The organism is Streptomyces sp. NPDC039465 (genome assembly GCF_055639315.1).
In genome coordinates this window covers 26,893-52,800 of record NZ_JBVKAP010000012.1, presented here as the reverse complement: position 1 = coordinate 52,800, position 25,908 = coordinate 26,893, and the positions used below count along the sequence as shown (strand labels likewise).

27 protein-coding genes are annotated in these 25,908 nt (G+C 73.7%); 8 read left to right on the top strand and 19 right to left on the bottom strand.

What is annotated here, in order from left to right; translation table 11 throughout:
- Positions 1 to 50 precede the first annotated feature (50 nt).
- Together ACZ7LT_RS30310 and ACZ7LT_RS30305 are read right to left on the bottom strand one after the other, a co-directional pair.
- Complete coding sequence (locus ACZ7LT_RS30310) at positions 51 to 1,337, bottom strand: ABC transporter substrate-binding protein (protein WP_471239311.1); 1,287 nt, start codon at positions 1,335 to 1,337, stop codon at positions 51 to 53.
- Entirely contained in the window at positions 1,315 to 1,857 is a 543-nt protein-coding gene (locus ACZ7LT_RS30305) for an MTB12 C-terminal domain-containing protein (RefSeq protein WP_471239310.1), read from the bottom strand. The genes ACZ7LT_RS30310 and ACZ7LT_RS30305 overlap by 23 nt, the downstream gene beginning before the upstream one ends.
- 118 nt (positions 1,858 to 1,975) lie before the next feature.
- On the opposite strand from ACZ7LT_RS30305, the gene ACZ7LT_RS30300 reads away from it, so the two are divergent.
- The 3 genes from ACZ7LT_RS30300 to ACZ7LT_RS30290 are packed head-to-tail and all read left to right on the top strand — an operon-like array spanning position 1,976 to position 5,912.
- The gene (locus ACZ7LT_RS30300; RefSeq protein ID WP_471239309.1) at positions 1,976 to 2,410 is read left to right on the top strand and encodes a hypothetical protein; all 435 of its coding nucleotides are present in this window, start codon (positions 1,976 to 1,978) and stop codon (positions 2,408 to 2,410) included.
- Entirely contained in the window at positions 2,398 to 5,247 is a 2,850-nt protein-coding gene (locus ACZ7LT_RS30295; RefSeq protein WP_471239308.1) for an ABC transporter permease subunit, read from the top strand. Before ACZ7LT_RS30300 ends, ACZ7LT_RS30295 begins: the two co-directional genes overlap by 13 nt.
- Positions 5,244 to 5,912, top strand: coding sequence for an ATP-binding cassette domain-containing protein (locus ACZ7LT_RS30290; protein ID WP_471239307.1), 669 nt, complete (start codon positions 5,244 to 5,246; stop codon positions 5,910 to 5,912). Before ACZ7LT_RS30295 ends, ACZ7LT_RS30290 begins: the two co-directional genes overlap by 4 nt.
- Here the strand turns inward: ACZ7LT_RS30290 and ACZ7LT_RS30285 are convergent, their stop codons facing one another.
- Complete coding sequence (locus ACZ7LT_RS30285) at positions 5,913 to 6,509, bottom strand: LysM peptidoglycan-binding domain-containing protein (RefSeq protein ID WP_471239306.1); 597 nt, start codon at positions 6,507 to 6,509, stop codon at positions 5,913 to 5,915. It lies immediately after the preceding gene.
- 211 nt (positions 6,510 to 6,720) lie between these two features.
- Between ACZ7LT_RS30285 and ACZ7LT_RS30280 the strand changes: the two genes are divergently transcribed.
- Together ACZ7LT_RS30280 and ACZ7LT_RS30275 are read left to right on the top strand one after the other, a co-directional pair.
- Positions 6,721 to 7,524 (top strand): hypothetical protein, encoded by an 804-nt coding sequence (locus ACZ7LT_RS30280; protein WP_471239305.1) that lies wholly within the window; start codon positions 6,721 to 6,723, stop codon positions 7,522 to 7,524.
- 179 nt (positions 7,525 to 7,703) lie between these two features.
- Entirely contained in the window at positions 7,704 to 7,985 is a 282-nt protein-coding gene (locus ACZ7LT_RS30275; protein WP_471239304.1) for a hypothetical protein, read from the top strand.
- Positions 7,986 to 8,053: 68 nt separating this feature from the next.
- Here ACZ7LT_RS30275 and der read toward each other — a convergent pair whose 3' ends face one another.
- From der to aroH, 5 genes are all read right to left on the bottom strand, one after another.
- Positions 8,054 to 9,505 (bottom strand): ribosome biogenesis GTPase Der, encoded by a 1,452-nt coding sequence (gene der, locus ACZ7LT_RS30270; protein ID WP_471239303.1) that lies wholly within the window; start codon positions 9,503 to 9,505, stop codon positions 8,054 to 8,056.
- Positions 9,506 to 9,587: 82 nt separating this feature from the next.
- Positions 9,588 to 10,280: a lysophospholipid acyltransferase family protein gene (locus tag ACZ7LT_RS30265; RefSeq protein WP_471239302.1), complete on the bottom strand. Its 693-nt coding sequence runs from the start codon at positions 10,278 to 10,280 to the stop codon at positions 9,588 to 9,590.
- On the bottom strand, positions 10,238 to 10,921 hold the full coding sequence (gene cmk / locus ACZ7LT_RS30260; protein ID WP_471239301.1) for a (d)CMP kinase: 684 nt from the start codon (positions 10,919 to 10,921) through the stop codon (positions 10,238 to 10,240). Before cmk ends, ACZ7LT_RS30265 begins: the two co-directional genes overlap by 43 nt.
- A gap of 584 nt (positions 10,922 to 11,505) precedes the next feature.
- Positions 11,506 to 12,594, bottom strand: coding sequence for a prephenate dehydrogenase (locus ACZ7LT_RS30255; RefSeq protein ID WP_471239300.1), 1,089 nt, complete (start codon positions 12,592 to 12,594; stop codon positions 11,506 to 11,508).
- Entirely contained in the window at positions 12,591 to 12,953 is a 363-nt protein-coding gene (aroH, locus tag ACZ7LT_RS30250) for a chorismate mutase (RefSeq protein ID WP_471239299.1), read from the bottom strand. Before aroH ends, ACZ7LT_RS30255 begins: the two co-directional genes overlap by 4 nt.
- 105 nt (positions 12,954 to 13,058) lie before the next feature.
- On the opposite strand from aroH, the gene ACZ7LT_RS30245 reads away from it, so the two are divergent.
- Genes ACZ7LT_RS30245 through ACZ7LT_RS30235 form a run of 3 tightly spaced genes read left to right on the top strand, consistent with a single transcriptional unit; the run spans position 13,059 to position 14,657 of the window.
- Positions 13,059 to 13,394 carry a DUF952 domain-containing protein gene (locus ACZ7LT_RS30245; RefSeq protein WP_471239298.1) on the top strand — a complete coding sequence of 112 codons (336 nt, stop codon included), beginning with the start codon at positions 13,059 to 13,061 and terminating at the stop codon, positions 13,392 to 13,394.
- Positions 13,395 to 13,441: 47 nt separating this feature from the next.
- Positions 13,442 to 13,909: a Rieske (2Fe-2S) protein gene (locus tag ACZ7LT_RS30240; protein ID WP_471239297.1), complete on the top strand. Its 468-nt coding sequence runs from the start codon at positions 13,442 to 13,444 to the stop codon at positions 13,907 to 13,909.
- Between the two features lie 10 nt (positions 13,910 to 13,919).
- Positions 13,920 to 14,657 carry a nucleotidyltransferase domain-containing protein gene (locus ACZ7LT_RS30235; protein WP_471239296.1) on the top strand — a complete coding sequence of 246 codons (738 nt, stop codon included), beginning with the start codon at positions 13,920 to 13,922 and terminating at the stop codon, positions 14,655 to 14,657.
- Here the strand turns inward: ACZ7LT_RS30235 and ACZ7LT_RS30230 are convergent.
- From ACZ7LT_RS30230 to ACZ7LT_RS30180, 11 genes are all read right to left on the bottom strand, one after another.
- On the bottom strand, positions 14,589 to 14,762 hold the full coding sequence (locus tag ACZ7LT_RS30230) for a hypothetical protein (protein WP_471239295.1): 174 nt from the start codon (positions 14,760 to 14,762) through the stop codon (positions 14,589 to 14,591). The two genes, ACZ7LT_RS30235 and ACZ7LT_RS30230, sit on opposite strands and share 69 nt — an antisense overlap.
- A gap of 41 nt (positions 14,763 to 14,803) precedes the next feature.
- Positions 14,804 to 15,826, bottom strand: coding sequence for an ADP-ribosylglycohydrolase family protein (locus tag ACZ7LT_RS30225; RefSeq protein WP_471239294.1), 1,023 nt, complete (start codon positions 15,824 to 15,826; stop codon positions 14,804 to 14,806).
- Entirely contained in the window at positions 15,823 to 16,566 is a 744-nt protein-coding gene (locus ACZ7LT_RS30220) for an NUDIX hydrolase (protein ID WP_471239293.1), read from the bottom strand. The genes ACZ7LT_RS30225 and ACZ7LT_RS30220 overlap by 4 nt, the downstream gene beginning before the upstream one ends.
- Entirely contained in the window at positions 16,563 to 17,519 is a 957-nt protein-coding gene (locus ACZ7LT_RS30215; protein ID WP_471239292.1) for an AAA family ATPase, read from the bottom strand. The genes ACZ7LT_RS30220 and ACZ7LT_RS30215 overlap by 4 nt, the downstream gene beginning before the upstream one ends.
- A gap of 133 nt (positions 17,520 to 17,652) precedes the next feature.
- Positions 17,653 to 18,816 carry a pseudouridine synthase gene (locus ACZ7LT_RS30210; protein WP_471239291.1) on the bottom strand — a complete coding sequence of 388 codons (1,164 nt, stop codon included), beginning with the start codon at positions 18,814 to 18,816 and terminating at the stop codon, positions 17,653 to 17,655.
- Positions 18,816 to 19,406, bottom strand: coding sequence for an SMC-Scp complex subunit ScpB (gene scpB, locus ACZ7LT_RS30205; protein ID WP_471239290.1), 591 nt, complete (start codon positions 19,404 to 19,406; stop codon positions 18,816 to 18,818). Before scpB ends, ACZ7LT_RS30210 begins: the two co-directional genes overlap by 1 nt.
- Positions 19,403 to 20,479, bottom strand: a complete 1,077-nt coding sequence (locus tag ACZ7LT_RS30200; RefSeq protein ID WP_471239289.1) for a segregation and condensation protein A — start codon at positions 20,477 to 20,479, stop codon at positions 19,403 to 19,405. Before ACZ7LT_RS30200 ends, scpB begins: the two co-directional genes overlap by 4 nt.
- A 47-nt stretch (positions 20,480 to 20,526) precedes the next feature.
- A complete protein-coding gene (locus ACZ7LT_RS30195) occupies positions 20,527 to 21,069 on the bottom strand; it encodes a hypothetical protein (protein ID WP_471239288.1) in 543 nt (180 codons plus the stop codon).
- Positions 21,054 to 22,130: a ParA family protein gene (locus ACZ7LT_RS30190; RefSeq protein WP_471239287.1), complete on the bottom strand. Its 1,077-nt coding sequence runs from the start codon at positions 22,128 to 22,130 to the stop codon at positions 21,054 to 21,056. The genes ACZ7LT_RS30195 and ACZ7LT_RS30190 overlap by 16 nt, the downstream gene beginning before the upstream one ends.
- A 382-nt stretch (positions 22,131 to 22,512) precedes the next feature.
- Positions 22,513 to 23,628, bottom strand: coding sequence for an alanine dehydrogenase (gene ald / locus ACZ7LT_RS30185; RefSeq protein ID WP_471239286.1), 1,116 nt, complete (start codon positions 23,626 to 23,628; stop codon positions 22,513 to 22,515).
- A gap of 147 nt (positions 23,629 to 23,775) precedes the next feature.
- Positions 23,776 to 25,767, bottom strand: a complete 1,992-nt coding sequence (locus ACZ7LT_RS30180; RefSeq protein ID WP_471239285.1) for a tetratricopeptide repeat protein — start codon at positions 25,765 to 25,767, stop codon at positions 23,776 to 23,778.
- Positions 25,768 to 25,908: the final 141 nt, after the last annotated feature.

The window sequence follows — 25,908 nt, the reverse complement described above, 5'->3', positions numbered from 1 at the left end:
GGTCTTCATGGTCGTCAAGGGTGGACTGTACTTTGCCGCCATGACACCTCTCAGGGCCGGTAGGCCAGCTGGGGCACGGTGGCGCAGTTGTCGTTCATGTCGCCGCCCTGGGTGACCCAGCCGCGGCCGTCCTGCCAGCGGGCCACCGACAGGCAGGTGTGGCGCTCCTTCGGCGGCTCGGCGAGCCGCTCGAAGCGGACGGGCAGCAGCAGCCCGTCGGCGGTGTACGGCTCGGGCCGGTTCAGGTACCGCTCGACGCACGCGCGTGTGAGGGCGTCCCCGCATGAGCGGGCCGCGTCGGTGAACCACATGGCGGCGGCCCAGCCCTCCAGCTGCCATTGGGACACCTCCTTGCCTCGCATGGCGTCACGGAACGCCTTGACCGCCGGATGGCCGGTGTCCTCGTAGTTGCGGCTGGCGCCGGTGACCCAGAGGGTGTTGCGGCACACGCTTGCGTTGGCGAACTCCTCCGGCACGGCCGACGACCAGTTCTGCACATTGGTCACCTTGGCCGTGACCCGCAGGCCGACCGCGTCCATGGCCTCGCAGAGCCGGGCGTTGCCATGGCTGTCCAGGGCGTCGAAGACGAGGTCGGCGCCCTGCTCGCGCAGGTCGGCGGCGACCGCGCGGAAGTTGGGGAGCGCGAAGTCGACCTGCTCGGACACGACGCGGTAGCCCTCCGCCTTCAGCCCTTCGGTGACGAGGCGGGCGTAGGCGGCGGACGAGGCCTGGTTGTAGGCGACGACACCGGCCGTACGGGCGCCTTGGGCGTGCTTGAAGAAGCGGTAGACCTCGGTGCCGCCGTAGAGCGTCCCGCCCCAGCCGGGGGCCTTGCCGGTGCGCGGGGCGATGCTGCCGTAGATCGAGTACAGATGCGGATAGGTGTCGTAGGCGGGGCCGATGGGCTGGCCGCCGACGTCGGGGACGCCGGCCTCGGCGACCCGCGGGGCGCCCGCGTAGTCGAGGGCGGTGGTGGCGACGAGCGCGAAGACCTTCTCCTCGTCGACGAGGCGGTGGACGCATTCGTTGTTGCCGACGCCGCTGCCGCCGTCGTCGCAGGTGACGACCTCGACCCGGCGGCCGTCGAGGCCGCCGCGCGCGTTGAGGGCGTCGAAGTAGGCGCGGGCGCCGTCGCCGGGGCCGGTGAAGGCGGCGCCGCCGACCGGGCTGGTGGCGCTGGAGATCACGCCGATCCGGATCGGCTCCGCGCCGGGTGCGCTGGACCGCTCGGGCCGCCGTCCGGGGAAGTCGCTCTCCGGCAGGCGGCTGCCGCACGCGGCGGAGCCGCACAGCAGCACCGCCAGGAGCAGGACTTCAGCAGCCCGGAACGGCCGCATTGCCGCTGAGCTTGACCAGGCCGCAGAGCGTCTTCACGGACACCTTCCAGGTGTCGTCCTGGAGGACCGCGGTGCCCTTGGAGTCCGACAGGGCGGGGTTTCCGCCGACCAGCAGGTCGTACGTCACGTTCGCCTCGGTGGCCGAGGTGAAGGTGACGTCGGTGACCTTCGCGGAGGACTGCGCGGCGTTGGGGTCGGCGGCGAACGCCATCAGGACCGGCCGCATCCGCTCGCCGTTCTCGAGCACCTTGACCTTCTCGTCCGTCGAGGCCTTCGGGTCGAAGAAGGTCGCCCAGTTCTTCTCGATCTCCGCCCGGGCCAGGGCCGGATCGGCCGGGCCCGCCGGCCGGCCGTCGGTGGGCGGTGCGACGGGCTGCGTCACGGTCGGGCTCTGGTTCGTCTCCCCACCGCCGCCGTTGTCGCCGCAGGCCACGGCGGCCGGTGTGACGACGAGAACCGCGGCCGCCGCAAGTGCCGCGGTACGTCTGCGCGGGTGTCCGTCGCGTCTGCTGAGGCCCATCTGGCTCACCACCGGGTGTCCGAGCAGGCCATGCGGCCTGATGCTTCCAGGGTCGGGCCGTTCCGGAGATAGCGCAAAAGACGGCCGGCGGACCGGCCGGGCACGGAAGGGGCGCACCATGCCGGCAACGCGGCTGCTGTGGTGGGGCGGTCTCGTCGCGGCCGTCGCCGGGGCCGTGCTGTGCGCGGTGGGGTGGTACGGCGTGTCGGGGGAACGGTTCGCCGAACGGCAGATCCCCTACCTGGCGTCCTGCACGGTGCCGGGGGGCGCGCTGCTGGTGGCCGGGGCGGTGCTGTGGGCCGCGGCGGTACGGGCAGGATCCGCGCCGCGGGCCGGCCATGAGCCCGCCGAGTCCGCCGAGCCCTCCGAGCTGTCCGGGCCCGAGGCGGCCGGCGGGTCGCCGCCGTCGTCCGACGAGCCGCCGCTGCGCGTCCCCGGCGGCACCCTGGCCCACCGCCCCGACTGCCCGCTCGTGGTGGGCAAACCGGAGGCGGTGCCGGTCGGCGACGCGGAGCTGGCGCCCTGCCCGGTGTGTGAGCCGTGGCGTCGCTGACGTACGAACTCACCCTCGCCGGCCTCGCGATCGGCAGCGCGGCCGCCCTCACCGGAATCGGACTGATCGTCACCTACCGAGCGACCGGGGCGCTGAACCTGGCGCACGGCGCCATCGCGATGGTCAGCGCGTACGTCCTGCGCCAGTGCGTGGTCGAGTGGGGCTGGCCGCTGCCTCTGGCCGCGTGTCTGACGCTGCTCGTCGTGGCACCCGGCATCGGACTCGCCCTGGAGAGGGCAGTCTTCCGGCCGCTGTCGGTCCTCGGCTCCGATCCGGCGCGCACGCTGGTCGCCTCGATCGGTGTGTTCGTCCTGCTGGTCGGCGGGGCGGCGCTGGTGTGGGGCGGCGGGGCGCGGGCGGACGCGCCCGTACTGCTCTCGGACGACCCCTGGCTCCAGCTCACGGCCGCCCTGCTGATCGCGGCGGCCGTGGGGGCGGCGACCCGCTGGACGCGCCTGGGGCGGGAGTTGCGGGCGGTCGTCGACAACCGGGAGCTGGCCGCGCTCGGCGGGATCGACGCGGACCGGGTCGCGGCGGCCGGGTGGGCGTTCGGCTCGTTCACGGCCGGTCTGACGGGGGTGCTGCTCGCCCCGTACGTACGACTGGACCCGTACGGGCTGCCGCTGCTCGTCGTCGAGGTGATCGCGGTCGCCGTGGTGGCCCGGATGCGGAGCCTGCCCGTCGCCGTGGCGAGCGCGCTGGCCATCGGGGTCGCGCAGGCCCAGATGACCCGGCTGCACCCCTCGGGGTGGGCGGGCCCGCTGGTCCAGGCAGTCGGCGCGAACCTGTTCGTGGTCGCCCTGCTGGTCGCGGCGCTTGCCCTGCCGGGGGTGGGCACGCGCGACGCGCTGCCGCGCGCGGCCACGGCGGGGGTGCGGGTCCCGCCTGGCCTGTGGCTGGTGACCGGGGTCCTCTTCCTGCTGCCGCTCGGTTTCGCGGGCGCGGACCTGCACACGTCCGTCCAGGTCCCGGCGCTGGCGCTGATCCTGCTGTCGCTGGTGGTGGTGACCGGCCGGGGCGGACAGATCTCGCTCGGCCAGGCCGCCTACGCGGGCCTGGGCGCGCTCTTCACGGCCCTCCTCGCGGCGGGCCGCTTCCCGGGGCTGCCGCAGCTGCCGGAGCTGGTGGCGCTGCTGGTGGCGGTGGTGCTGGTGGCCCCGCTGGGGCTGCTGACCGGCTGGCCGGCGATCGGCCGGCGCGGTCTGGCGCTCGCCCTGGCGACGCTGGCGGTGGGTGTCGCGGTCAGCCGGTTCGTCTTCGCCCAGCCCTACGCCACGGCCGGCCTGGAGCTCGGCCGCCCGGCGGGCCTGGACGACGACCGCGTGTACTACCTCGTGGAGCTCCTCCTGCTGGCCTGCGCCCTGGCCGGGGTCGCCGCGCTACGCCGGGGCCGTACGGGCAGGGCCCTGGCGGCCCTGCGGGACCACGAGGCCGGCGCGGCGGCGGCCGGGGTGCCCGTGCCGTCCCTGAAGCTGCTGGCATTCGTGACCGGCGCGGCGCTGGCGGCCCTGGGCGGCGGCCTGCTGGGCATGGGCCTGCGCGCCTTCGACCCGGAGGCGTACGACCCGGTGCGCGGCCTGCTCTGGTTCGCCGCGATCGTGGTCCTCGGCGCGGACAGCCTCCTGTCCCCCCTGGCCGCCGCCGCCCTCCTGGTGGGCCTCGACGCGGGCACCCGCGGCGGCGTGGCAGCGGCCACGATCGGCCTCCTCGCGGCCCTGACGGGCCGGGTCCCCCCACTGACCTCCCTCCTGTCCCACCTCTCGGCAGCCCTCCCGGGCGGCGGGGGCGGATCACCGGCCCTGCGGCAACGCCGGCGCTGGCCGGCGCCAGGCCGGCTCGGCCGCCGTCCGGCGACGACCGCGGGCCGCGGAAGGGTGACACGCACCGCGTTCCCGGCACGGCTACGCCCACCGTGGCCCGGTCACCGTCGTGAGGCCGGTGACGCCACCCCGGGCCCAGCGGCCGACGCACGCGCGCGTGGCGCCCCGGGCGGCGCGGGCAGGCCGACGAACCTGCGCAAACCCCTGGGCGACCTGCGGCCCTTCCGCCGTCCGACGACGGCGGAAGGCCCTCCGGCCACCGGGATCCTGGCCCGGCTGCGCCGGCCGCGGCCGAGCCACGGCCGCGAAGAAGGCACCGCCGGGCACGTCGCCCCCCGCCCGGCGGCCGGCGCACACGCGCGTGGCGCACCGGCGGCGCGGCTGTGGGCCGAGGGGCTTGTGGTGCGGTACGCGGGGGTCACCGCGCTCGACGGGGTGGGGCTCGACGTGGTCCAGGGGCGGGTGACCGCGCTGGTGGGGCCCAACGGGGCCGGGAAGAGCACCCTCTTCCACTGTCTGGCCGGGACCCTCCGCCCCGACGTGGGCCGGGTCGTGCTCGACGGCGCCGACGTCACCGCCCGGCCCGCATACGCGCGGACCCGGCTCGGCGTCGCCCGGACGTTCCAGCAGCTCGCCGTGTTCCCGTCGCTGACCGTCGAGGAGAACGTCCGCGTAGGGGCCGAGCAGGGGCGCGTGCGCGACCCGGAGGCCGTCGAGCAGGCCCTGCGGCTGCTCGCCCTGGACGGGTCCGTACGGCACCGCCAAGCCGCCGCGCTGTCCACCGGAACCCTGCGCCGCGTCGAGCTTGCCCGCGCGCTCGCCGGACGGCCGCACACCCTGCTCCTCGACGAACCGGCCGCCGGTCTGGACGCCGCCGAGACCGCCGCGCTCGCCCGGGTGCTGCGGGCGCTCGCCGCGGACGGGCTCGCCGTGCTCGTCGTCGAGCACGACCCCGACCTCGTCGCGGGGATCGCCGACGCCGTCCACGTGATGGAGGCGGGGCGGATCGTGTCATGAGCGTCGAGATGGAGCTGCGGGCAGCCCGGGTGCGCTACGGCCCCCTGGAGGCCCTGCACGGCATCGACCTGCCCGTCCCGGCCGGCACCCTCACCGTCCTGCTCGGCCGCAACGGCGCTGGACGCACCACCGCCCTGCGGGCCCTCGCCGGGACCGTCCCCCTCTCGGCGGGGCGGGTCCTGTGGCGGGGGCGGGACGTGACCGGGCTCCGCGCCCACGACCGGGCGCGCCGCGGCCTGTGCTTCGTACCGGACCTGCGGGCCGTCTACGCCGGACTCACCGTCGCCGAGAATCTCGAACTGGCGTCCCCGAAGGGGACGTACGACTCCGCCCTCGGCGTCTACCCGGAGCTGCGCCCGCTGCTGGCCAGACGCGCGGGCACGCTCTCGGGCGGCGAGCGGCGGATGCTCGCCCTCGCACGGGCCGCTCTCGCCCCGGCGCGGGTCGTCCTCGTCGACGAGCCGTGCCTGGGCATGGCGCCGGCCGTCGCCGCCCGTACGTACGCCCTGCTCGCCTCACTCGACGCGGCGGTCGTCGTGGCGGAGCAGCGGCTCCCGGCCGGGCTGCCGGCCGGGAGCCTCGTGCATGAACTGCGGCGCGGCCGCGTCGCGTTCAGCGGAGAGAGCGGGGAGAGTGCGGAGCGTGCGCCAGGGGCTTCCCCGTAGTCAGCGGGGAGCGCGCGCCAGGGGCTTCCCGACAGTCAGCATCATGCCGACCTTCAGCCGGTTCGGGTCCGCGCCGATCAGCGTCTTGTTCGTGGCGTAGAGCGCCGGCCAGCCGCCCTTGATCTTGAAGCGGCGGGCGATCGAGGTGAGCGTGTCCCCCGGCTGGACGGTGTGCACCCGGCCGCTGAGCCCGTACCGCTTGGAGCAGGTCGGCCACGCCTCCCAGCCCTGGGTGCGCAGCACCTCCTCGGCGACCTTGATCTGCTGCTGCCGGGTGGCGAGGTCGGCGCGCCGGGCGTAGCGCAGCCCGCCGTGGTCCTCCCAGGTCGGCTGCCAGAACTGCAGGCCGCCGTAGAAGCCGTTGCCGGTGTTGAGGTTCCAGCGGCCGCTGCTCTCGCAGGCGGCGACGCAGCCCCAGGGCCACTGGTCGGTGGCGCACGCGGGGGCGGCGCGTCGGGGGACGTCAGGGGCCAGGGCGGGAGCCGGCGCGGGGGCGGCTTGGGGGACGTCAGGGGCCAGGGCGGAAGCCGGCGCGGGGACGAGCGCGAGCAGCGCGGCGGTCAGGACGCCCGCCGTACACCATCTGATCTTTGACATCGGGTCACGCTAGGCGCGGCCGCCCGGACGGGGCGGCGCGCCGCGCCTGGCGGCGCCCCCGGCCCACCCGGTCGGCGGTCCGCCGCGCCCCGGTGCGGCCGATTCCGTTGCTCCCCACGCGTGACCCCGGACCTGACTCCCCCGTTGAACGCTTCATGAGACGAGCCGGGATCCGCCCGCCTCGCACGTACGGATTTCCGAGGAGCCACCCGTGCCGCGCATGCTCGACGTCAGCGAGGACGTACGCGCCGAGATCGGCGATGAAGAGGCCGAACGGCTGCTCGCCGGCGAGAACGCCCCGGGCAGCTACGACTGCACCTCCTGCCGCACCCCGGGCGACTCCGAGCAGGAGCGCACCAGCACGGTGCTGTTCGTCGGCGAGGAGACCGCCGTGCTGGCGTTCGCCCACGCCAGCTGCATCCCCTCGCAGGTCGTGCAGGTCGAGGAGGCCCAGCTGCAGGGCGCCGTCCAGTCGATCACCGGTGGCGCCGCTCCCGCCCCCTCCCCCATCACGGTCCCGCCGATCGTGCCGGGCTCGCCCGAGCAGGCCGTGCTCGGGATCACCAGCGGTCTCGTGCTGATCCAGGGCGAGCTGCACCCGGCGCTGGTGGTGGAGCCGACCGCGCCGGTCGTGCGCCCCGGCTCGGCCGGTACCACCGACGAGTTCCTGGAGCTCCTGATCGAGCAGGGCTTCCGGGCCACGAGCGACCTGGAGAGCGTCCCGTCGACGCTGCCCGGCTGGTCGGTACTGGTGGCCATGGGCCAGCTGCACTCCGTGCTCCAGCCCGGTACGGGCGGCAGCGGGCAGGTCGCCTGGTGGCAGGCGCACCAGCCGCTCCAGGTGACCGACGGCTGGCGGGCCGCGGCGAACAAGTCGCACACGGTGCTGGTGTACGCAGCCCCGGCCGGGTTCATCGGCCAGCAGCCGCGTGAGGACCTGCTGCGGGACGCCCTGGAGAAGGCCGCGGCCAACGGCCGTCTGGTGGCGGCCGCGATGCCGCTGGCCGGCACCTGATGGACGATGCCCGTCCGGGTATAGGACCGGCGTATTTCCGGGGGGTACCCGCCGTTCCGCGCCCGCGGCGGGCTCCTCTTTCCGAGACCCGCCCGCATCCGACGGACGGCGGGGTCGTTGGCACCTACGTGCACGCATACGACCCCACCCGCCAGCCCCACCCGTCCCCGATCCCCTCGATGCGCCCGGCGCACGACACGTCGGCCGGCGCGGGCCAGTCGGCGACGCCGATCTACGACGCGCTGTACTCGGAGTACCGCCGGGCCTTCCGGGCCCTGCCGGGAGACCGCAGCGGTGAGGAGGACCTGGGGTTCCAGGGCTTCGGATCCCGGGCCGGGTACGGGTACTCGTCCGGGTCGTCATCGTCGTCCTCGTACACGCCGTACGTCGGCCGGTGGCGACCGTACTCGCCTCCCCACGCCCCGGCGGCGCTGCCGCCGGCCCCGCGCCGGGGGTTGTGAACCTCCTCGTACGACGGCTGAGGGCCGGGGCGATCGCCCCGGCCCTCAGCCGTACAACAGCACATGCCTCAGCTCTTGCGGCCGCGCTTCTCGCGCACCCGCACCGAGATGTGGATCGGGGTGCCCTCGAAGCCGAACTCCTCACGCAGCCGGCGCTCGACGAAGCGGCGGTAGCCGTGCTCCAGGAAGCCGGAGGCGAAGAGGACGAACCGGGGCGGCTTCGTGCCCGCCTGCGTACCGAAGAGGATGCGGGGCTGCTTGCCGCCGCGGATCGGGTGCGGGTGGGCGGCGACGAGCTCGCCGAGGAAGGCGTTCAGCCTGCCGGTGGGGACCCGGGTCTCCCAGCCCGCCAGGGCGGTCTCGATCGCCGGGACGAGCTTCTCCATGTGGCGGCCGGTCAGCGCGGAGACATTGACCCGCGGGGCCCAGGAGACCTGCCGCATCTCGGTCTCGATCTCGCGCTCCAGGTAGTAGCGGCGCTCCTCGTCGAGGGTGTCCCACTTGTTGTACGCGATGACGAGAGCGCGGCCCGCCTCCACGGCCATGGTGAGGATGCGCTGGTCCTGGACGCTGATCGACTCGCTGGCGTCGATCAGGACGACCGCGACCTCGGCCTTCTCGACGGCGGCGGCCGTGCGCAGCGAGGCGTAGTAGTCGGCGCCCTGCTGGAGGTGGACGCGCTTGCGGATACCGGCGGTGTCGACGAACTTCCAGGTGACGCCGCCGAGTTCGATCAGCTCGTCGACCGGGTCGCGGGTGGTGCCGGCCAGCTCGTTGACGACCACACGCTCCTCCCGGGCCACCTTGTTGAGCAGGGAGGACTTGCCGACGTTCGGGCGGCCGATGAGGGCGATCCGGCGCGGGCCGCCGACGCCACCGGCGCCGAAGGTCTGGGCGGGGGCCTCGGGCAGCGCCTTGAGGACCTCGTCGAGCATGTCGCCGGTGCCGCGGCCGTGCAGGGCGGAGACGGGCATCGGCTCGCCCAGACCCAGCGACCACAGCGCGGCCGCGTCGGCCTCGCCGGAGGGGCCGTCGACCTTGTTGGCGCAGAGCACGACGGGCTTGCCGGCGCGGCGCAGCAGCTTGACGACGGCCTCGTCGGTGTCGGTGGCGCCGACGGTGGCGTCCACCACGAAGACGACGGCGTCGGCGGCCTCGATGGCGTACTCGGCCTGGGCGGCGACGGAGGCGTCGATGCCGAGAACGTCCTGCTCCCAGCCGCCGGTGTCGACGACCTTGAAGCGGCGGCCGGCCCACTCGGCCTCGTAGGTGACGCGGTCGCGGGTGACGCCCGGCTTGTCCTCGACGACGGCCTCGCGGCGGCCGATGATGCGGTTCACCAGGGTCGACTTGCCGACATTCGGGCGGCCGACGACGGCGAGGACGGGGAGCGGGCCGTGCCCGGCCTCCTCGATCGCGCCCTCGACCTCTTCGATGTCGAAGCCCTCTTCGGCGGCGAGCTCCATGAACTCCGCGTACTCGGCGTCGCCAAGTGCCCCGTGGTCGTGCTGGTCGTTCATGAAGTCCGTTCCTCGTTCATTCATCGTGGTCGGTGACCCTCGGGGCCCGGGTGGGCCGGGAGGTTCACTACTCAAGTCTCGCCTAGCGCCCGGTGAGGCGCCTGGCGTTTTCCAGGTGGCCGGTGAGCCGCTGCTGGATCCGTACGGTGGCGTCGTCCAGCGCCTTACGGGTCCGGCGGCCGGAGCCGTCGCCCGCCTCGAAAGGGTCGCCGAAGACGACGTCGACGCGGCTGCGCAGCGGAGGCAGCGCCGGTATCAACCGTCCGCGGCGCTCGGAGCTTCCCAGCACGGCGACCGGGACGATCGGGGCGCCGCTGCGGACGGCGAAGTAGGCGAGCCCGCCGCGGATGGCGGCGAAGTCGCCCTCGCCGCGGGTGCCCTCGGGGAAGATCCCGAGGACGCCGCCGTCGGCGAGGACGCCGAGCGCCCGGGTGACGGCGGTGCGGTCCGTGCTCGTACGGTCCACCTTCAGCTGGCCGATCCCCTCCAGGAACGGCCCGAGAGGCCCGATGAAGGCCTCCTGCTTGATCAGGAAGTGGACCGGGCGGGGCGCGGTGCCCATGAGCATGGGGCCGTCGATATTGTGCGCGTGGTTGACGGCCATGATCACCGGGCCGGTGGCCGGGACGCGCCAGGCGCCCAGCACGCGCGGCTTCCACAGCCCGTACATCAGGCCGATGCCGATGGACCGGCCGACGGCGGCGCCCCGCGCAGCCGGCTGGGAGGGGTTGGTCACGCCGAGGCCCGCTTCTCCTCGACGAGGGTGACGACGCACTCGATGACCTGCTCCAGGGTGAGCTCGGTGGTGTCCACCTCGACGGCGTCGTCGGCCTTGGCGAGCGGGGAGGTCTTACGGCTGGAGTCGGCCGCGTCCCGCTTGATCAGGGCCTGCTGGGTGGTGGCCACGTCGGCGCCCTTGAGCTCACCGGAGCGGCGGGCGGCGCGGGCCTCCGGGGAAGCGGTCAGGAAGATCTTGAGGTCGGCGTCGGGCAGGACGGTCGTGCCGATGTCCCGGCCTTCGACGACGATGCCGAGCGGGGCGTCGGCGGCGATGGACCGCTGCAGCTCGGTGATCCGCTCGCGCACCTCGGGGACCGCGCTGACCGCGCTGACCTTGGAGGTGACCTCTTCGGTACGGATCGGACCGGCGGCGTCAACACCGTCGACGGTGATCGTGGGGCGGGCGGGGTCCGTCCCGGAGACGATGACGGGCTTGCCGGCGGCATCGGCGACGGCGACGGCGTCCTGCACGTCGATGCCGTTGCTGATCATCCACCAGGTGATCGCACGGTACTGCGCCCCGGTGTCCAGATAGCTGAGCCCCAGCTTGGCGGCGACCGCCTTGGAGGTGCTCGACTTGCCCGTGCCGGAGGGGCCGTCGATGGCGACGATCACGGATTCCACGGTGGAGGACACCTTCCTGATGCACGACGAGGGCCCGGCGGACTGCCGAGGGCCCCGCCCCAAGGTTACCGATTCCCGGCGGCCCCCCGCGCGTGGCCCTTGGGCGGGCGGCCGAGGGGGGCGCGTGGGCGTCCGTCAGGGCGGGGTTACGCGGGCCGCCCGGCGTGGGGTGGCGGGGCCCAGCCCGGTCCGGGCCCCGGGGCCGAATCACGCGGCGCGCAAGCTGCCGTGGCCTTGCGGGCGGCGGGGCCGCCCCCGCGGGGCCGGGTCGCCGCGTGGGTGGCGGGCCCGGCCCGGTCCGGCGTTCCGACCCGGATCAACCGTCTCGGAGCCGCCATGCCCCCGCGGGTGGGGGCCGAGGGGCCCGCCCGGGGCCGGGGTTCCGCGGCGCGGCCCGCGCCTGGAACCGTACGGGCGCGGGCGGGGCTTCCGCACTCCCCCGCCGCTCCCCGCCGCAGCCGGGGGTTGGGGCGCGGCCTCGGTCCCGTCAGGGGGAAATCGGGCTTGGCGTCCCCCGCAGGCGCGGGACCCGACAGCTCCGTCCGGCGCATTCGGGGGTACGGGGCCTAGCCCCAGCCCCCCGTCGCGGAATCCGCTCACCCCGTCCGCAGGGCCCAGCCGCGTTCCCGGAGGGCCGTGTTCAGGGCGGGGGCCGCCGAGGGCTCGACCATGAGCTGGACCAGGCCCGCCTGCTGGCCCGTCGCGTGTTCGATGCGGACGTCCTCGATGTTGACGCCCGCCCGGCCCGCGTCCGCGAAGATGCGGGCCAGTTCGCCGGGCTGGTCGCTGATCAGGACCGCGACGGTCTCGTAGGCCGTCGGCGCCGCGCCGTGCTTGCCGGGGACGCGGGCGCGGCCCGCGTTGCCGCGGCGCAGGACGTCCTCGACGCCCGTCGCGCCGCCGCGGCGCTTGTCCTCGTCGGAGGACTGGAGCGCCCGCAGCGCCTGGACCGTCTCGTCGAGGTCCGCCGCCACCCCGGCGAGGACGTCGGCCACGGGACCAGGGTTGGCGGAGAGGATCTCGATCCACATCCGGGGGTCGGACGCGGCGATCCGGGTCACGTCCCGGATCCCCTGCCCGCACAGCCGTACGGCCGTCTCGTCGGCCTCCTCCAGCCGGGCCGCGACCATCGAGGAGATCAGCTGCGGGGTGTGCGAGACGAGGGCGACGGCCCGGTCGTGGGCGTCGGCGTCCATGACGACGGGCACGGCGCGGCAGAGCGCGACCAGCTCCAGGGCGAGGTTCAGGACCTCGGTGTCGGTGTCGCGGGTGGGGGTGAGCACCCACGGCCGGCCCTCGAAGAGGTCGGCGGTGGCCGCGAGGGGGCCGGAGCGCTCCTTGCCGGACATGGGGTGCGTACCGATGTACGCGGTGAGGTCGAGGCCCAGCTGTTCCAGCTCCCGCTTGGGGCCGCCCTTGACGCTGGCGACGTCGAGGTAGCCGCGGGCGATGCCGCCGCGCATCGCCTCGGCGAGGGTGGTGGCGACATGCGCCGGCGGTACGGCGACGATCGCGAGGTCCACCGGGCCCTCGGGCGGCTCGTCCGTGCCGGCGCCCAGCGCCGCCGCGGTCCTGGCCCGGGCCGGGTCGTGGTCGGTGAGGTGGACCGTGACGCCCCGGCCGGCCAGGGCGAGGGCGGCGGACGTGCCGATGAGGCCCGTCCCGATGACGACGGCGGTCCTCACTGGGCGATGTCCTTGCGCAGGGCCGCCGCGGCGCCGAGGTAGACGTGCGCGATGCGGGACTTGGGCAGGTCGGACTCGATGTGCGCGAGGAGGCGGACGACCCGGGGCATGGCACCCTCGATGTCGAGCTCCTGGGCGCAGATGAGGGGCACGTCCACGATGCCCAGCTTGCGCGCCGCCGCGGCGGGGAAGTCGCTGTGCAGATCGGGGGTGGCCGTGAACCAGACGCTGATCAGGTCGTCCGCGGTGAGGCCGTTGCGCTCCAGTACGGCGGTCAGCAGCTCTTCGACCTGCTCATGCATGTGTACGGCGTCGTCCCGCTCCAGCTGGACGGCTCCCCGGACCGCTCGTACCGCCACGTCGTGCTCCTTCACCTGTGCGAGTGCTGCCGTCTCCAGCCTAGTCAGCCCCTCGGACACACCGCCGCGGCGACCACCTCCCGGGTGTGCGCTACAACTGTCGGCATGCTGTTTCATGTCGTGCCCCAGGACGAATGGACCGCGGATCCGGGCGACCCGTACGCCCCCGCGTCGCTGGCCTCCGAGGGCTTCGTGCACTGTTCGCCGGACGAGTCCGCGGCGCTGGCGATCGCCGATGCCCACTACCGGGATGTGCCGGGCCCGCTGCTGGTGCTGGTCCTCGACGAGGAGCGGCTGAGCGGCGAGGTCCGCTGGGAGGGCTCGGCGGAGCAGCTGTTCCCGCATGTGTACGGGGCGATCGAGCGGGCGGCCGTGAGCGCCGTGCTGGAGGTCCGCCGGGACGCGGACGGCCGTGCGAGGGAGCTGGCGCCCTGGTCGTAGGCGTGTTTGCGGGGCGCGGGAGGGGCGGGCCCAGCAAGCTGGGCGACATGAGTACTGATGCCACGCCCCGTCGTACCGTGCTGCTGGCCGGTGCGGGCTCCGTCGCCGTGCTGGCGACCGGCTGCGCCGACGAGTCCCCGGAGACCGCCCCGCAGCCGGACACCCCGACGTCCGCGCCGGCCACCGCCGACGTACCCGCCCCGTCGGAGACCGTGTCCGCGTCCCCCGGGCAGACGCTCGCGAAGACGTCCGAGATCCCGGTCGGCGGAGGGACGGTCTTCAAGGAGCAGAAGGTGGTGGTGACGCAGCCCGAGGCGGGCCAGTTCAAGGCCTTCTCGGCGATCTGCACGCATCAGGGGTGCACGGTCAACAAGGTGGCTGACGGCACCATCAACTGCCCCTGCCATGCCTCCCGGTTCAGCATCACGGACGGCTCGGTGGCCGGCGGACCGGCGCGGCGGCCGCTGCCGGAGGAGGAGATCACCGTCTCGGGGGACGACATCAGCCTCGCGTAGCCTGGCGCGCATGACCCCGGAAGAGCTGGTGCGCGACCACACGATCTACTCCTGTGTCATGGGGTCGCGTGCCTTCGGTCTGGCGACCGAGGGCAGCGACACCGACCGCCGGGGGGTGTTCCTCGCCCCGACCCCGCTCTTCTGGCGCTTCGACAAGCCGCCGACGCATGTGGACGGTCCTGCGGAGGAGCAGTTCAGCTGGGAACTGGAACGCTTCTGCGAACTCGCGCTTCGGGCCAACCCGAACATCCTGGAGTGCCTCCACTCCCCCGTCGTCGAACACATCGACGACACGGGCAGTGAACTGCTCTCCCTGCGGGAGGCGTTCCTCTCCCGCCAGGTCCACCAGACCTTCGTCCGCTACGCGGTGGGCCAGCGCAAGAAGCTCGACGCGGACATCCGCCAATACGGAGCGCCCCGCTGGAAGCACGCGATGCACCTGCTGCGCCTGCTGACGAGCTGCCGCGACCTGCTGCGCACGGGCCGCCTGACCCTGGACGTCGGCCCGGAGCGCGCCCGCCTGCTCGCGGTCAAGCGCGGCGAGGTCTCCTGGCCGGAGGTCGACTCCTGGATGACCCGCCTCTCCGCCGAAGCGGACCGCGCGGCCCTGACCACCCCGCTCCCCTCCACCCCGGACCACCCCCGCGTCGAAGCCTTCCTCCTGCGCACCCGCCGCGCGTCAGCCCTGAAGTCGCGCGCGGACGACGAAGTCGTGCAGGGCGTCGTACGCGGTGGGGGCATCGGGTAGCGGCGATTCCTCCTGCGACACGTCCAGGGCGGCGTGCAGGGCGTAGCCGTTGCGCCGCAGCATCAGCCGGACGAACTTGCGGAGATCGTGCGTGACGAGATCCATCTCCACGCCGTTCCGGTCGGGGCGAGGGGGTTCGTCATGGATCAAGCGTCCCAGAGCGCCCCCAGCGTCAGCAGCTCGCTGCGGTACTCGATCCTTTCCGCCCATTCCTTCGGCCACGCGCCCGCCCCCAGGTGCGCCCCCGCGAACGCGCCCGTCAGGCAGGCGATGGAGTCCGAGTCGCCCTTCGTGCAGGCCGCGCGGCGCAGGGCCGTGAGGGGGGATTCGGGGAAGAGGAGGAAGCAGAGCAGGCCGGTGGTGAGGGCCTCCTCGGCGATCCAGCCGTCGCCGGTGTAGAGGCACGGGTCGACCTCGGGGCTCGCCGTGCGCAGGGCGGAGGCGAGGACCTCCAGGGCTGCCAGGCATTCGTCCCAGCCGCGTTCGATGAAGGCGGCGGGGCTCGCGTCCTGGGAGTACGTCCACAGGTCGCCGAGCCACGTGTGGTGGTAGCGCGAGCGGTTCTCGTAGGCGTACGAGCGCAGCTGGCCGACGAGGCCGAGCGGTTCCGCGCCCTGGGCCAGGAGGTGGACGGCACGGGCGGTCAGGTCGGAGGCGGCCAGCGCCGTGGGGTGGCCGTGGGTGAGTGCCGACTGGAGCTGGGCCGCGCCCGCGCGCTGTTCCGCGCTCAGGCCCGGGACCAGGCCGATCGGCGCGACCCGCATGTTGGCGCCGCAGCCCTTCGAGCCGATCTGGCTGGCCTGCTGCCAGGGCCGGTCGCTGTCGAGCGCCGCGCAGGCGACCATGCACGTGCGGCCGGGCGCCCGGTTGTTCTCCGGCGAGTGGTACCAGTCGACGAACTCCTCCCGCACGGGCCGGGTCAGCCGCAGCGGGGCCAGCACGCCCCGGTCCATCGCGGTCCGTATGCCGCGCGCGAGGGCGAGCGTCATCTGGGTGTCGTCCGTGACGATCGCCGGCGTGGGCAGGCTCATCTCCCGCCAGGGCCCGCACTTGGCGAGGATGGAGGGCACGTCGTTGAACTCGGTGGGGAAGCCAAGCGCGTCCCCGAGGGCCAGTCCGACGAGCGCCCCCGTCGCGGCCTGCTTGGTGATGGTCCGTGCGGCGATCACGAGGTACGTCCTTCCGGTCGCAGAAGTGGCGGGTGCAGCGCGCTCGCCGCGCCCGCCCGGTAGAGAGCGGCCGGTTTCCCCCGTCCGCCGGTGCGGCGCGGCGGTCCTTCCACGGCCTCGACGAAGCCGGGTGTGGTGAGGACCTTGCGCCGGAAGTTGGGGCGGTCGAGCGCGACGCCCCAGACGGTCTCGTACACCTGCCGCAGCTCGCCGAGGGTGAACTCGGGCGGGCAGAAGGCGGTGGCGAGACAGGTGTATTCGAGCTTGGCGCCGACACGCTCGTGGGCGTCGGCGAGGATCCGCTCGTGGTCGAAGGCGAGCGGCCCGTCGGTGCCGTAGGGCGTCCACCGCGCGCGTGCCGCGTCTCCGCCGCCGCGCGGTTCGGGCAGATCGGGCACGAGCGCGGTGTACGCGACGGAGACCACCCGCATCCTGGGGTCGCGGTCCGGGTCGCTGTACGTACGCAGCTGTTCCAGGTGGAGACCGGCCACGGTCCGCGGCAGGAGCCCGGTCTCCTCGGCCAGTTCACGCCGGGCGGCCTGTTCGGCGGACTCCTGGGGCAGGACGAAGCCACCAGGCAGCGCCCAGGCCCCCCGGAAGGGCTCCTGGCCGCGTTCGACGAGCAGGACGTGCAGCTGTTCCTCGCGGACGGTGAAGACGGCGAGGTCGACGGTGACGGCGAAGGGCTCGAAGGCGTACGGGTCGTAGCCCTCGGGCCGCCCGGCGGCAGGCGTGGTCATCGGGCCTCCGGTACGGGCGTGAGGTGCGGGGCCTCGGCGAGCAGGGCGTCCACGGCGGCGACGGCCTTCCCCATCCGCACCTCGTGCGGTCCGGTCAGCAGGACGGTCCGGCGCCCGGTGTGGGCGAGCTGGGTGCGCAGGCGCGCGGTGGTCCAGGCCCGCAGGGGGTCCTCGTGGGCGAGGGGCACGTCCCGGTGGTCGGTGAGCAGCCACAGATGGTGCCTGCCGCGGGCCGCGATCCGCGCGGTCTCGGCGCTGGCGGAGCCCACGTACCGCTCGTGCCAGATGGTGGCGGCGAAGGCGTCGCCGTCGCAGAAGAGGACGGGCGATCCGGTCCGGGCGGCCGCCTCCTCGCGCTCGCCGCGGCGCAGCGCGATCAGCGGGAAGTCCTCGCCGGTGAGGGCCGCTCCGGAGGCGGGGCGGTACTCGGGTACGTACCGCGTCGTGCTCCAGACGCCGCCGCGCCGCCGGTAGTGCTCGGCGAGCGCCCTGGCCATCGTGGTGGCGCCGGAGGACTCCGCGCCGAGGACGACGACCCGCCGGGCGAGGGCGGCCCGTACGGGCGGCTCCAGGTAGTCCCAGCAGGCGACGGGGTCCTTGCGGACGGCGGCGGCCGAGACCGGGAAGACGGTGTGGCCGGGGTCGACGCACACGCTCCGCGCGCCCAGGCGCCGGGCGAGCGCGTCGGCGTAGGCGCCCGGGCCGGCGTCGGCGCCGAAGACGGCGTCGACGGGCCCCGCGATGTCGTCGAGACGGCCGGCGACCTGGACGCGGGGGTGGATCTCGCGCATCCACTCGACCCGGTCGCCGTGCGGCAGGGGATCGTCGGCGCCGGCCCGTACGAGCACGGTCAGCCGCCGGCAGCGGTCCTCGGCGGTGCGGACCAGGTGGTGGTGGCCGGCGTGCGGGGGGCAGAACCTGCCGGGGACCAGCCCGTGTCCGTAGCGCGTCATGTCCGCACCTCCTCACCCTCCGAGCGCATTCTTTAGAGTCATTCTGACTATAAAGCAGGGGGCGCGGTCCGACAAGCCGAAAAGCCCGCGGCTGGTGGCCGCGGGCTTTCCGCACAAGGGTGGGGCGAGGGGCCTACAGGCCGACTTCCTTCATCAGCATGCCGACCTCGGTGTTGGTCAGACGGCGCAGCCAGCCCGACTTCTGGTCGCCCAGCGCGATCGGACCGAAGGCGGTCCGGACGAGCTTCTCGACCGGGAAGCCCGCCTCGGCCAGCAGGCGGCGCACGATGTGCTTGCGGCCCTCGTGCAGCTGCACCTCGACCAGGTAGTTCTTGCCGGTCTGCTCGACGACCCGGAAGTGGTCGGCGCGGGCGTAGCCGTCCTCCAGCTGGATGCCCTCCTTGAGCCGCTTGCCGACCTCGCGCGGCAGCGGGCCCTTGATGGCGGCCAGGTAGGTCTTCTTCACGCCGTACTTCGGGTGGGTGAGGCGGTGGGCCAGCTCGCCGTGGTTGGTGAGCAGGATGATGCCCTCGGTCTCGGTGTCCAGCCGGCCGACGTGGAAGAGCCGCGTCTCGCGGTTCGTCACGTAGTCGCCGAGGCACTGGCGGCCGTCCGGGTCCTCCATGGTGGAGACGACACCGGCGGGCTTGTTCAGGGCGAAGAAGAGATACGACTGGGTGGCGACGGTCAGGCCGTCCACCTTGATCTCGTCCTTCTCCGGGTCGACGCGCTTGCCCTGCTCCAGGACGATCTCGCCGTTGACCTCGACGCGGGCCTGCTCGATCAGCTCCTCGCAGGCGCGCCGCGAGCCCATCCCCGCGCGGGCCAGCACCTTCTGCAGCCGCTCGCCCTCCTGCTCGGCGCCCGGGAAGGTCTTCGGGGTCTTCACCTCGGGCCGGTCCGCGTACCGGTCGCGGTTGCGCTGCTCGATCTTGGCGTCGAGCTCGCGCGAGCGGGCCGGGGCCTGCCGCTGCCCGTGCGGACCGCGACGGGGCGGGGTGCCGCCCTGCGGCGTCTTCGGGCCACCCTTGGCGCCCCCGCGGGCCGCCGCGCCGCGGCCCTTCTTCGGGCCCTCGGACCCGGCGCCGACGTCGTAGCGGCGCTCCTCGGGGCGCGGGTTGCGCGGCCGGCCGCCGCCCTGGCCCTGCCGGTCGTCGCGGCCGGCGCCGCCACCGGAGCCCCGGTAACCGCCACCGCCGCCGGCGCGGCCGCCACTGCTTCCGCCGCGGCCGCCGCTGTTGCCACCACGGCTCCCGCCGTTGTTTCCGCTGCTGTTCCTGCCGCTGCTGCTTCGCATCAATCTTCCGTCGTCTTGTCGTCTGCGTCCGGGTCGAACGACGGGACCCCTTCCAGCGTCTCCGCCTCGATCGCGTCCGCCTCGGGGAGGAAGGGCGCGAGCTCCGGGAGCTCGTCCAGGCCGCGCAGGCCCATCCGCTCCAGAAAGTAGTTCGTCGTCCTGTACAGGATCGCACCTGTTTCGGGTTCCGCGCCCGCCTCCTCGACCAGACCGCGCTGGAGGAGGGTCCGCATGACGCCGTCGCAGTTCACCCCGCGCACCGCGGAGACCCGGGAACGGCTGACCGGCTGGCGGTACGCGACGACGGCGAGGGTCTCAAGGGCCGCCTGGGTGAGCCGGGCCTGCTGGCCGTCGAGGACGAACCGCTCGACGGCGTCGGCGTGCTCGGGGCGGGTGTAGAAACGCCAGCCGCCGGCCACCAGCCGCAGTTCGAAGCCGCGGCCCTGGGCGGTGTACTCGTCGGCGAGTTCGCGCAGCGCGTCCGCGACCTCCCGGCGGGGGGTGTCGAGGACCTTGGCGAGGTGCTCCTCGGTGGCCGGCTCGTCGACGACCATGAGGACGGCCTCAAGGGCGGGCTTGAGCGCGGTCATGCCTTCTCCTGGGTGGGTGCGGGCTGGTCGAATTCGTCGGTCACGGTGACGTCCCCGTCGCCGTGCCCGGTCCAGGTGACGGTGAGGTCGCCGAGGGCGTCCTCCTGGTCGAGGGCGACGGCCTTCTCGCGGTAGAGCTCCAGCAGCGCGAGGAACCGGGCGACGACGGTGAGCGTGTCGTCGGCCCCCTCGGTGATCTCGCGGAAGCTGACCGCGCCCCGCTCCCGCAACAGCGCGACGACCAGGGCGGCCTGCTCCTGGACGCTGACCAGGGGGGCGTGGATGTGGTCGACGTACACCTGGGGCTTGGCCCGGGGCTGCATCGCCTTCACGGCGAGCTTGGCGAAGCCCTCGGCGCCGATGCTGATGACCACCTCTGGGAGCAACTCGGCGTGGTGCGGCTCCAGGCCGACGGTACGGGGATGGCGCCGGCCCTCCGCCTCCCACCGGTCCTCGAAGATCTCGGCGATCCGCTTGTACGCGCGGTACTGAAGGAGTCGGGCGAAGAGCAGGTCGCGCGCCTCCAGAAGGGCGAGGTCGGCCTCGTCCTCCACCTCGGCGGCGGGCAGGAGCCGGGCGGCCTTGAGGTCGAGCAGGGTGGCGGCGACGACGAGGAACTCGGTGGTCTGGTCGAGGTCCCAGTCGGGGCCCATGGCGCGGATGTGGGCCATGAACTCGTCGGTGACCTTGGAGAGGGCGACCTCGGTGACGTCCAGCTTGTGTTTGGAGATCAGCTGGAGGAGGAGGTCGAAGGGCCCCTCGAAGTTGGCGAGCCGCACGGTGAAGCGCCCGTCACCGGCCTCGGGTGCCTCGGGCGCTTCGGCCTCGGGTGCTTCGAGAGCCTCGGGTGCTTCAGGCACCTCGGCCCCCTCGGGAACCTCGGCGGCCTCAGGGAGCTCAGGGACCGCAGGGAGCGCCGCCACGGGCTCCACGGGCGCCGCGGGCTCAGACTCGACCGGCTCAGACTCCACCGGCTCGGGCTCGACCGGTACCGGCGGCGCGGCCGTCCCCGGCCCCCGCCCCAGGGCACGGCGGCGTACGGGACGGGCGGCGGGGTCGTCGGTCGGGGGCAAGGGCGGTCCAGACGGGAGCAGGGGCGCGGCAGCCCGCAAGGCTACCGTCAGCGCCCGCGCAGCCGCCGTACGAGGATGCTCGCGTCGCCGCGGGACTCCAGGTCCGCCAGGACCACGGCGACGGCCTCACGGACGATCCGGCCGCGGTCGACGGCGAGGCCGTGCTCGCCGCGCAGGACGAGACGGGCGTGTTCGAGGTCCATGAGCTCCTCGGCGGAGACGTAGACCGTGATCTTCTCGTCGTGGCGCTCGCGGCCGCTGGGCCGCCGGTTCGCCGCGCGGCCCCGGCGGCGAACCGGTTCGCCGGATGCCTGTGCGGCTCGTCGCGGTGGATCGGCGGGGGCGGGCTCCGGGGTGCGGGTGCGCGGCTCGGCGGCCTCCTCGTCGGCGGAGGAGTGCTCCTCCGCCGACGACGCGGCCGAGGGCGCGGCCGGGGACGCCGCCGCGGCCTCCGAGTCGCTCTCGCCCGCCGGCGGCGGTACCCGTGGTTCCCCGTTGGCGGATCTCCGGGGGGACGAGGCCTGCAGCGCCATCCCCCCGGTCGTACGGAACAGCTCGTCGGCCCCGGGCAGACTCACTCGGCGTGACACCGGGCGAGCACCTCCCTGGCGAGCTGGCGGTAGGCGGCGGCACCGACGGAGTTCGAGGCGTACGTGGTGATCGGCTCACCGGCAACCGTGGTCTCCGGGAAGCGCACGGTCCGGCCGATCACGGTGTGGTAGACGTGATCGTCGAAGGCCTCGACCACGCGGGCGAGGACCTCGCGGCTGTGCACGGTCCGCGAGTCGTACATCGTGGCGAGGATGCCGTCGAGCTCCAGGTCGGGGTTGAGTCGCTCCTGGACCTTCTCGATCGTCTCGGTGAGCAGGGCGACGCCGCGCAGCGCGAAGAACTCGCATTCCAGCGGCACGATCACCTTGTGAGCCGCCGTCAGGGCGTTCACGGTCAGCAGGCCGAGCGAGGGCTGACAGTCGATCACGATGTAGTCGTAGTCGTTCAGCAGCGGCTTGAGGGCGCGCTGGAGCGTGGACTCGCGCGCGACCTCGCTGACCAGCTGGACCTCGGCGGCCGAGAGGTCGATGTTGCTGGGCAGCAGGTCCATGTTGGGAACGGCCGTCTTGAGCAGCACCTCGTCCGCCGACATGCCCCGCTCCATGAGCAGGTTGTAGACGGTGAGGTCGAGCTCCATCGGGTTCACGCCGAGGCCGACGGAGAGGGCGCCCTGCGGGTCGAAGTCGACGAGCAGGACGCGGCGTCCGTACTCCGCGAGCGCGGCGCCCAGGTTGATGGTCGACGTGGTCTTGCCGACGCCGCCCTTCTGGTTGCACATCGCGATGATCTTCGCGGGGCCGTGCTCGGCCAGCGGGCCCGGGATCGGGAAGTACGGCAGCGGCCGTCCGGTCGGACCGATCCGCTCGCGGCGCTGCCGGGCGGCGTCGGGGGCGAGCGTGGCCGCGTACTCGGGGTCGGGCTCGTACTCGGCGTCAGGGTCGTAGAAGTGCCCCTCGGGCACCTCGTCATAGGCGGCGAAGTGGGTGGACTCTCGGCCACTCTCGTTGCCGGCCGTGGCGTTCACGTGTAGGCCGTCCATCATCTTCATCGTGTGGGCTGTCGTCGGGTGCTGGTGGGTCGTGTTGCCCCTCGCAGCCATTCCTGGTTGCCCGCCCCCGGGAGTAATTGTCGACTCATTCACAAGTCGTCTTACCTCCTTGGACGTGACCAGGAAACTTATCGATTCGTCAGCGTGGCACCATGCCGACGGTTGGCGACTCTATGGCGTGTCACCGCTCCGCAGCAACACAATCCGCCGGACCCGGCCCGATGTGTCGGCAACGGAACACCCCGATGTCAAGGGTGCACGGCCATGGATCGCCACGTTTCGGGGGTGTGCGAAACGGTTAAAGGGTTACGTTCGAGGCGAGTTGATCGAGGCTCGCAAAGTGGCCCGACACACATCCGGCCGGACCTTGGTCGACAAGGTCCGGCCGGATGCGTGACGTTGACGGCGGGCATTGACGCCGCCCGTCGGAAGGTCAGCCGAGAAGGGTGCTCAGCTCGACGTGGTCGAGGTCGTGCGCCTCGGCGACCTCCTTGTAAATCACCTTGCCGTCATGGGTGTTGAGGCCCTTGGCGAGCGCGGCGTCGCGGCGCAGCGCCTCGGCCCAGCCGTTGTTGGCCAGCGACACGATGTAGGGCAGCGTGGCGTTGGTGAGGGCGTAGGTGGAGGTGTTCGGCACCGCGCCCGGCATGTTGGCGACGCAGTAGAAGACCGAGTTGTGGACGGTGAACGTCGGCTCGGCGTGGGTGGTGGGACGGGAGTCCTCGAAGCAGCCGCCCTGGTCGATCGCGATGTCGACAAGGACACTTCCGGGCTTCATCTTGGCGACAAGCTCGTTGGTGACCAGCTTCGGGGCCTTGGCGCCCGGGATGAGGACGGCGCCGATGACGAGGTCGGCCTCGACGACGGCCTTCTCCAGCTCGAAGGCGTTGGAGACGATCGTCTTCACCTTGGTGCCGAAGATCCGGTCGGCCTCGCGCAGCTTGTTGATGTCACGGTCGAGCAGGGTCACGTGGAAGCCCATGCCGACGGCGATCTGGGTGGCGTTCCAGCCGGAGACGCCGCCGCCGATGACGACGCACTCGCCGGCGTGGGTGCCGGGCACGCCGCCGGGGAGGACGCCACGGCCGCCGACCGAGCGCATCAGGTGGTAGGCGCCGACCTGCGGGGCCAGCCGGCCCGCGACCTCGGACATCGGGGCGAGCAGCGGCAGGGCGCGGTTCGCGGTCTCGACGGTCTCGTACGCGATGGCGGTGGTGCCGGACTCGATCAGGGCGTCCGTGCACTCGCGGGACGCGGCGAGGTGCAGGTAGGTGAAGAGGGTCTGGTCCTTGCGGAGGCGGTGGTACTCCTCCGCGATGGGCTCCTTGACCTTCAGCAGCAGGTCGGCGGTGGCCCAGACCTCGTCGGCGGTGGGCAGGATCTGCGCACCGGCGGAGACGAACTCGTCGTCCGTGATCGAGGAGCCGACACCGGCGTTCTGCTCGATGAAGACCTGGTGACCGTTGCGGACGAGCTCGTGGACACCGGCGGGGGTGATGGCCACGCGGAACTCGTTGTTCTTGACCTCGCGGGGGATGCCGACCTTCATCGTCGATCACGGTCCTTGAATCAGGGGGATAACGGGGTGCACTGCGATACATACCCGGATGCAACGGAGCACACCGGGGCAGACCGCGATCGAACGCGGCGCACCCAGTCTAATGAAGGAGTTCCCCGTGTCTAGCCTTGCAAAGCATTAATCTTCGACGGAAGCACTACGGATTTCGCAGGCGGAAGGCTCGCCTCCAAGGAGCCTTTCGGCCGCGGACCGGTGCAAACGGGCCGCGGCCGGGTCGCCGAGCCGGTCGAGGGTGTCGGCCAGCCTGAGCTGCAGCGCCGCCTGGAGCCGTACGTCCCCGGCCCGGCGCGCCCACTCCACCGCCTCCTCGCAGGTGCGCAGGCACTCCTCGGGCCGGCCCGCGTACTCCTGGACCCGGGCCGCCTCGCTCAACGCCCGTGCGTAGGCTGGGAGATCGGCGAGCCGGCGGTGAGCGGAGGCGGCCGCGCGCCAGTTACGCAGGGCCTCGCCGTAGCGGCCCGCGTAGGTGTTCACGGCGCCGAGGCGTCCGTACAGCCGCGCCTGGTCGGCGCGCTCGTCCCGGGCCAGGCGGTGGGCGAGGGCCCGGCCGTACCAGTCGGCGGCGCGCAGCCAGTCCCCCAGTTCCTGGTAGGAACCGCCTACGGATTCCATCGCCCTGCCGATCGCGTACGGGTCGCCGGCGGCCCGGCCGGCGTCCAGGGCCGCGCGGTAACGGGCGAGGGCGTCCTGCGTACGGCCGGTCCCGGCGTCGAGATCGGCCAGATTCAGCAGGGCCGCGGCCCGCTCGCGGTGGAGACCGCGCCGCTCGGCGACGTCGAGCACCAGGCGGTGCAGCCCGTACAGCTCGGGCGCGGCGGCCTCGGTGCCCCGGTGCGCGGCGAGCGCCCGTACCAGCGCCGCGACCAGCCGCCGGGCCAGGGTGTCCAGCTCGCCGTCCGCGACGGCGAGCCGCGCGCAGGCCAGCAGCACGGGCCGGCGGGCCCCCAGCCACTCGTCGGCCGACCGGGGGGTGGCGAAGCGCAGGGCCCGGGGCAGTCCGGCGAGCCGGCGCCGGGCGGGTGACCCTTCGGGTTCGGTGACGGCCCGGCACGACTGGAGCAGCCGTACGGTCCGCTCCAGCATCCGGGCCCGGGCGAGCTGCACCTCGGCGGGCCGCTCCAGCTCTTCCACCAGCTGCCGCAGCAGCGGGACGAGGTGGCCGGGCACCTCGTATTCACCGTTCTCCGCGGTGCGCAGCAGCCCCAGGGCGGCGAAGTCGTCCAGGGCCGACTGGGCGGCCGAGACGGAGCAGCCGGCCAGCGCCGAGGCGGTGTGGGCGTCGGCGAGGCCGAGCGGGGCGAGGGAGAGCAGGCGGAGGATCCTGGCCGAGGGCTGCGGCAGCGAGTCGTGGACGAGGCGGAAGGCCCGGGCGAGCGGTTCGCCGGACTGGCCGCGCAGCCGCTTGGCGAGGTCGGCGACGGACGCCTTGGGCCGGGCTCCGAGCCAGGCCCCGGCCAGGACCAGGGCGGCGGGCTGGCCGCCGCAGACCTCGGCGAGCGTTTCGGCGGCCTGGGGGTCGACGGTGATCCGTACGGAGCCGGTGTGGCTCTGGAGCAGTTCGATCGCGGACTTGGGGTCGAGGCCGCCGAGGGTGCAGGGCCGTACGTCGGGGATGCCGGTGAGCGGGCCCCGGGCGACGGCGACGACCAGGCAGTCGGGGTTCTCCGGCAGGAGGGGGTCGACCTGTGCGGCGTCGACGGCGTCGTCGAGGAGCAGCAGCACGCACCGTACGGCGAGCGCCTCGCGCACCATCTCGGCGAGCTCGTCGCCGTCGGCGCCGGCCGGGCCGGCGATGTCCAGGGCTTCGAGCAGCTCGCGGGCGGTGCGCTCGGTGGGGACGGGGGTCCCGCCGGGCTCGGTCAGCCGGGCGCGCAGCACCCCGTCCGGGTAGTTCCCGGCGAGGGAGGCGACGAGCTCCTCGGCGAGCGCGGTCCGTCCGGAACCGGGCCGTCCGGCGATCAGCAGGACGCGGGCGCGGGGGGCCTTGCGGCCCGAGAGCGTGTCGAGGCCGGCGCGCTCGATGTCGGCCCGCAGGGCCTTCAACTCGCGCTGTCGCCCGAAGAACTGTCCCGCACCCGCCACAGGCCGGTCCACCACCTGATCCGCCACGGGGCCACACTCCCGTCCGCCTGCCGCACCGCCGAGCCCGCCGGGTCTCCGGACGGGCGATCCCGAGCGTAGTTCAGGGTGACGGACGTTCAGGCCGGGGCGTGGCGGGGGGATCCCCCGATCGGATCAGCGGATCTTCAT